This window comes from Mesorhizobium sp., assembly GCF_017306585.1.
In the GTDB taxonomy this organism is placed as follows: Bacteria; Pseudomonadota; Alphaproteobacteria; order Rhizobiales; family Rhizobiaceae; genus Mesorhizobium.
This window is the reverse complement of the sequence record NZ_JAFKIC010000323.1, coordinates 1-4,156: the sequence shown is the minus strand read 5'-3', so window position 1 is coordinate 4,156 and position 4,156 is coordinate 1. Positions and strand designations below refer to the sequence as shown.

At 63.7% G+C, this 4,156-nt stretch carries 4 protein-coding genes and 1 pseudogene; 2 read left to right on the top strand and 3 right to left on the bottom strand.

The genetic code is table 11. The features are described from left to right. Window positions 1-193, top strand: a pseudogene (locus J0I79_RS34060) (LysR family transcriptional regulator); the annotation flags it as partial. A gap of 69 nt (window positions 194-262) precedes the next feature. Here the strand turns inward: J0I79_RS34060 and J0I79_RS34055 are convergent. Beyond that, a complete protein-coding gene (locus tag J0I79_RS34055; RefSeq protein WP_292870255.1) occupies window positions 263-1,210 on the bottom strand; it encodes an alpha/beta hydrolase in 948 nt (315 codons plus the stop codon). Window positions 1,211-1,445: 235 nt separating this feature from the next. Beyond that, complete coding sequence (locus J0I79_RS34050; RefSeq protein ID WP_292870252.1) at window positions 1,446-1,631, bottom strand: hypothetical protein; 186 nt, start codon at window positions 1,629-1,631, stop codon at window positions 1,446-1,448. Between the two features lie 310 nt (window positions 1,632-1,941). Between J0I79_RS34050 and J0I79_RS34045 the strand changes: the two genes are divergently transcribed. After that, a complete protein-coding gene (locus J0I79_RS34045; protein ID WP_292870249.1) occupies window positions 1,942-3,054 on the top strand; it encodes an acyltransferase in 1,113 nt (370 codons plus the stop codon). A gap of 12 nt (window positions 3,055-3,066) precedes the next feature. On the opposite strand, the gene J0I79_RS34040 is transcribed toward J0I79_RS34045, so the two are convergent. Continuing rightward, on the bottom strand, window positions 3,067-4,156 hold a 1,090-nt coding region (locus J0I79_RS34040), incomplete at its 5' end, for an ASKHA domain-containing protein (RefSeq protein ID WP_292870246.1).

Sequence of the window (4,156 nt, the reverse complement as noted above, 5' to 3'; positions counted from 1 at the left end):
CGCGGTCGCGCCGCTGCCGCGATCCTTCCTCGGCAACGACATGGTCGAGCTCTGCCCGAAGGACGGCATGCCCGATATCGGCACCTACAATCTGGCCATGGTGGTGGCGCCGGACGCCAGCGCGCCGGTCAAGGCTGTCGCCGACCATATCCGCGCGACGTTCGAGGTGTTCCGGGAAACCGGCAAGTTCTGATCAGCGCCGGCGGATACGGGTTCCCTTGGACGGCGTCCAGTCGAACCGCAATGCGACTTGCGGCAACGATCATGTGGCTGGCTGGCGCTGCAGCGACCATCCCGCGGTCCAACTGCGGGATGTCTTCGTTTCGCCGCCCAGAAACGCAACGATATGCTGGCGCGCCCGTCGGGATTCCGGCATGTCGATCAACGGCCAGACGTGGAACATGCCTTCCTCGTAGACGACTTCGATGTCGACGCCGGCCGCACGCGCCTTTTCGGCGAAGACGAGGTTGTCTGGCGTGAGAAGATCTCGCGAGCCTGTCAGAAGCAATGTCTTCGGCAGCACCGAGAGGTCGCCGTAGAGCGGGCTGATGTGCCAGTCGTCGCGGTCGATGCCGGCGCTGTACATGCGGATCGCCTCCAGCCCGCCTGGAATGCCAAGCCAGGGGTCGTTGCGCTCGGCCTCGAACACCGCCGGGTTGGCGAGCGACATGTCGAGACCGGGCGAGATTAGCACATGGCGCGACGGCAAGGGCAAAGCCTCCTCGGCGGCCATCATGGTCAGCACCACGGCCATGTTGCCGCCGGCGGAATCGCCCATGAAGATGATGTCCTTTGCTTCCGTTTCATCGAGCATCTGCCGATAAACGTCGCCAACCATGCCGAACATGGCATGGAAGTCGTGCTCGGGAGCGATGGGGTAGATAGGCACGGTAATGCCGTAGCCCAGACGGCCGGCCATGTCGGCAATGAGATGCCAGTGATAGGGTGTTATTTCAAAGACATAGGCGCCGCCATGCAGATAGAGAATCCGCTTGCGGACGCCTGATCGGGGCGCGATTTCGTAGACCGGAAAGCCGTCGACGGTGCTTGTCCCGATATTGAAACGCCGGTGCAGGGAGGCCGGAGGATGATGGTCCTCCCTTTTGCGCGCGGCCGCAATCCATCGCTGCAGGTTTTGCGGGCTGGAAAAGGCCTTCTTGCGGCTATGCCGGAGCACGAAGGAAACGACGTGGCTTTTCAAACTTGGCATACGGATACACGAGCTTCGGCTGCAGCCGACTAAGAGAATTCCCCCTCTTTAGCGAAGATCGTGCGCTCGTCGGAAATGTCAAGATTTACGCAGTGTCCACGACAGCGCGGTTGTCCGCGCCGCTACGATCGCCGGCGCGGCAAAAGTGCCGCGCGCAGGCGATTGCTGGCGCCCGCCGGGCTTATACTTGATGCCCGGCGGATGCCGAGCAACTTGCATTTGTCCGCGAAGGTCATCAGCGCGCCGTGCCCAGCAGCAGCGAAGCAAGCGCCGCCTGCGGATCACTCGGCGGTGAGGCCGGCCAGCCGATGTCCTTCTGGACATGCGCCGGCAGGCTGTTGAGCGCGCGGATCGCCTTGTTCCTGGCGTGAGCCTGCCTGATCGTCACACCGAAGCGGCCAAGATTTTCAAACATCGACATTGTCATCTCCCTTGAAGAACAGAGGCGGCAAAGGACCTGTCCAGCGCATGTCGGTTTCCTGAAACCGCCTAGCGCCTTTGGGTGACATGGGTCGTTGGCCGCCGTTCGATGCGCGCTAAATGCCCCGCCAATGTATCGAGTGAATTTCGTGAAAACCGCGTTTTGGTTTCAATTTGGCGCGCTTTGGAAACATTTGCATTCAAATGAATTTGAAGGAGCTGCCGGACCTTTTGATCGCCCGCCGGGTTGACGCAGACTGCCTGCCATTGTGCAATGCAGCATTGGGCGGACGCTGACCGGAGAGCCATTCATGGCAGAGATCCACAGCATCCAATACCTGCGTGGACTGGCCGCTGTCGCGGTGGTCTGTTTTCACGTCAACCAGCAGTTCGGCGGCCCGTTCGACGTCGGCGCGGCCGGGGTCGATCTCTTTTTCGTCATAAGCGGCTTCATCATGTGGGTGACGACCTCAGGCCGTTCGACGCAACCATGGCGGTTCATCAGCCGGCGGGTCACGCGCATCGTGCCGCTCTACTGGATCGTCACCCTGCTGACGGCCTCGGCGATTTTCCTCAAGCCGTGCTTCTTCTACGACCATATGCTCAGCCCGCTGAATTTCTTCGGCTCGCTGGTGTTTGTGCCGGTGCTGGAAAAGGGCTTACCGCATCCCGTCCTTCCCCAGGGCTGGACGCTGTCCTACGAGATGATGTTCTACCTTATCTTCGCGCTGACGCTTTTCCTGGGTGAACGACGCCGCTTCGGCATGGTGGTCGGGCTTCTGGTGGGGATCTCGCTGCTGCACTTCTTCCTGCCGATGGGCTACGCGCGGGCGCTCACCAGGTCGCTGGTGCTCGAATTCGCGGCGGGCATCATCATCGGACGGTTGTGGACGGAGGGCATCCGGCTTCCAATGGCCGCCGCGCTGACGCTGGCCTGCTGCGGGTTCCTGCTGCTGGCGGGGAGTGAACTGCTCGGCTGGGAAGCCCCGCGCGTCCTGCGCTGGGGTGTGCCGGCCGCGCTGATCGTCGCCGGCGCGGTCTTTGCCGAACGTGCCAGCCCGTTCAGGCCGGTACGCCTTTTCACCTTTTTGGGCGAGGCGTCCTATTCGATCTATCTCTGGCACCTTTTGACGGCGGTAACGGCAACCAGCCTTGCTCTTCTGTTCGGCGTACCGGCGGGACTGCAGCCGGCGCTCATCATCATCGTCAGCCTTGCGGCGCCCGCCTTGCTGTACCTCGCTGTCGAGAAGCCATTGCTGCGCCTTCTGCATCCATCCCCAGAAACGGAACGCAAGCGGGCCGCGCCTTCAGCGCCGTCGCGAGCCGAGGGGTTGCGCCGAAGCCTTGCCGCATGGCGAGAGGGAACGAGGCCACGTCAAGGGGCGAGGGCTGCGCTCTTGCCCGCTGGGGTGTCCGTGGCGTGAGTGGCCGGGAACTTAGTCCCGGCCGCGCCGCGCCGCGCGCTCCTCGCGTGAACGCCGCCGCGGCGTGGCATCGCCGGCGACGCCATCCTCGCTCACCGTCTTGCGCGGCGGCAGTTTCACCGCGGCCGACAGTTTCGGGAACGGATCGACCTTGTTGGGCAGCGCCATGGCGTAGACGAAGTGCTCCTGGAACTTCGGCTCCAGCGCGGTCTCGATCTTCTCGATGTGGTTGACCGTGTCCTCGATCTCGCGGCGATAGCCGCGATTGAGCAGAGCCATCCGTGCGCCCGCGCCGGCGGCGTTGCCCACGGCCGAGACCTTGTCGAGGTCGCAGTCGGGGATCAGGCCGAGCACCATGGCGTATTTCGGATCGATGAAGGAACCGAAGGCGCCGGCGAAATGGATGCGGTCGACATGCTCGGTGTTCTGCTTTTCCATCAAAAGCTTGGTGCCGGCATAAAGTGCTGCCTTGGCGAGCTGGATGGCGCGCACGTCATTCTGCGTGATGGTGATGCGGGGTTCGCCTTCCTTCAGCACGTAGGAGAAGGTACGGCCATTGGCGACGATGCGCGGCGAACGCGCGGCAAGCGAGCCGTCGACGACGCCGTCCTCCGAGATGATGCCGGCGAGATACATCTCGGCGACGATCTCGATGATGCCGGAGCCGCAGATGCCGGTGACGCCGGTTGCCTGCACGCTGTCGATGAAGCCCGGCTCGTCGGACCACAGTTCGGAGCCGATGACGCGGTATTTCGGCTCCAGCGTTTCGGGATCGATGCGCACGCGCTCGATGGCGCCGGGCGCGGCGCGCTGGCCCCCGGAGATTTCCGCGCCCTCGAAGGCCGGGCCGGTGGGCGAGGAGGCCGCGACCACGCGGGTCCTGTTGCCGAGCACGATCTCGGCATTGGTGCCGACGTCGACGATCAACATCATCTCGTCCTGGCGGTGCGGACCTTCGGAGAGCGTCACGGCGGCAGCATCGGCGCCGACATGGCCGGCAATGCAGGGCAGCATGTAGAGCCGGGCGCCCTGGTTGAGCTTCAGGCCGATGTCGGAGGCCTTGATGCGCACCGCACCCGAAACGGCGAGCGCGAAGGGTGCG

Coding starts and splice junctions, on each gene's coding strand:
- J0I79_RS34055 (WP_292870255.1), bottom strand. CDS start 1,210: ATGCCAAGTTTGAAAAGCCACGTCGTTTCCTTCGTGCTCCGGCATAGC.
- J0I79_RS34050 (WP_292870252.1), bottom strand. CDS start 1,631: ATGTCGATGTTTGAAAATCTTGGCCGCTTCGGTGTGACGATCAGGCAG.
- J0I79_RS34045 (WP_292870249.1), top strand. CDS start 1,942: ATGGCAGAGATCCACAGCATCCAATACCTGCGTGGACTGGCCGCTGTC.